The following is a 1,349-nucleotide window of genomic DNA, read 5'->3' on the forward strand; positions in this document are numbered from 1 at the left end:
TGTGGCGAGGGAGTCCCCGCCGCGTCGCCGACGCTGCGCTGTCGCGCAGCAAACAAGTGCTCGGCTTAAGATTGGGTGCGCGCGGGGAAAGAGGCCGTAGCTATCACTGGTGTGTCAGCACCCGCGAGGGAGAGTGGCCGGCACGGTATCGGCGTGGAGTCGTTGTAGGCACAGCAAGCTGTGACCACGTATGAGAGAGTGAATCCATTCGCCACCGTGTTCCCCGCGCGCCGTTCAATCCTGCGAGGAATTGTCATGGCGCGCAAGAAGCAGCAGAAGCGATTTGAAGTGATTCACCCTCATTGTGCCGGTATTGATATTGGCAGCCGCGAGCACTGGGTTGGCGTCAATCCCGATCAAAGCGACAAGCCCGTTCGCTGTTTTCCGGCTTTCACTGAGGATTTGGTGAAGCTGGCTGAATGGCTGGAATCGCTGAAAATCAAGGTCGTGGCGATGGAGGCCACTGGCGTTTACTGGATACCGCTGTTTGAGTTGCTCGATTCAAGGGGTTTTGAGGTGTAYCTGGTCAACTCCCGTGCAACTCGTCAGATAAGCGGGCGTAAATCCGATGTMCTGGATTGCCAGTGGATYTGGCAGCTCATGACCCAYGGCTTACTTAGAGGGGCTTTCCGGCCCGCTGATGGTATTTGCTCGATGCGATCATTGGTTCGCCAGCGGGCCATGAAGGTTCGTGATCAAGCCAAGACCATCAACCGCATGCAAAAAGCCCTGACGCAAATGAACATTCAGTTAGCCAATGTCATCAGCAATATCGCTGGTGTGACAGGGATGAAAATCATCAAGGCCATCATCGATGGCGAGCGTGACCCTCAAGTCTTGGCCAACTTGCGAGACGGTCGYATCAAGGCCGATCACCAAACCATTGCCCGCAGTCTGCACGGTAATTGGCGAGTCGAGCATTTGCATGCTTTGGAGCARGAAGTGGCTGCTYATGATTTCCTTGAAAGGCAGATTASCGAATGCGATCAGGCCATTACTCAGGCACTTGCTCGACTTCCGGTGTTGAACRAAGCCCCTATGCAACCCACCAAGCCATTGCGTAGCCCGCATCGCTCGGCAGATGAACAAGCCAGCTTGCACCAGGCGCTTGTGAGGATTATGGGAGTCGACCTGACCGCAATTCCCACCATTGGCATCGAATCGGCTTTGGTTCTGGCGAGCGAAGTCGGACCTGATTTGTCGCGTTTTCCGACTGAGCAACACTTCAGTTCCTGGATGGGGTTGGCGCCCTCAACCCGAATATCGGGAGGAAAACCCTTACCCGGTCATGTCCCCAAGGTATTTAACCGAGCGGCACAAGCGTTGAAGCAGGCGGCCTCTAGCGCCCG

1 protein-coding gene is annotated in these 1,349 nt (G+C 55.7%); it reads left to right on the forward strand.

The window, feature by feature from the left end; translation table 11 throughout:
- Positions 1 to 255: 255 nt before the first annotated feature.
- Positions 256 to 1,349, forward strand: a 1,094-nt coding sequence (locus AB4Z20_RS27945; protein ID WP_442091220.1) for an IS110 family transposase, incomplete at its 3' end; no start/stop codon positions are given.

Origin of the sequence: Pseudomonas sp. KB_12 (assembly GCF_052114545.1) — a bacterium.
In the GTDB taxonomy this organism is placed as follows: Bacteria; Pseudomonadota; Gammaproteobacteria; order Pseudomonadales; family Pseudomonadaceae; genus Aquipseudomonas; species Aquipseudomonas brassicacearum.